At 55.3% G+C, this 580-nt stretch carries 1 rRNA gene; it reads right to left on the reverse strand.

Annotated elements, in window-relative coordinates:
* Positions 1–580 (reverse strand): 23S ribosomal RNA (locus AB4Y92_RS25315); the annotation flags it as partial.

Here is a 580-nt window from a genome sequence, read left to right on the forward strand (position 1 = left end):
TTCCAGCACCGGGCAGGCGTCAGCCCGTATACTTCGCCTTGCGGCTTCGCACAGACCTGTGTTTTTGCTAAACAGTCGCYTGGGCCTTTTCACTGCGGCCCCCTCGGGCTATTCACCCTACCGRGGCACCCCTTCTCCCGAAGTTACGGGGTCATTTTGCCGAGTTCCTTAACGAGAGTTCTTCCGCGCGCCTTAGCATKCTCTGCTCGCCTACCTGTGTCGGTTTGCGGTACGGGCACCTAGATCTCACTAGAGGCTTTTCTTGACAGCCGGAGTACATGACCTTCGCTACTGTAATTTTCGCTCCCCATCACAGCCCAGCCKWAYRRTTSGCGGATTTGCCTACSAAYYAGCCTCACTGCTTGGACGGACTATTCCATCAGTCCGCGTCACTGCCCTTCTGTGTCACCCCATTGCTCAAACAATCTTCGGTGGTACAGGAATTTCAACCTGTTGTCCTTCCACTACGCCTTTCGGCCTCGCGTTAGGTCCCGACTTACCCTGAGCGGACGAGCCTTCCTCAGGAACCCTTAGGCTTTCGGCGGACAAGATTCTCACTTGTCTTTTCGTTACTCATACC

It is taken from the genome of Lysobacter sp. TAB13 (assembly GCF_052113885.1).
In the GTDB taxonomy this organism is placed as follows: domain Bacteria; phylum Pseudomonadota; class Gammaproteobacteria; order Xanthomonadales; family Xanthomonadaceae; genus Lysobacter; species Lysobacter gummosus.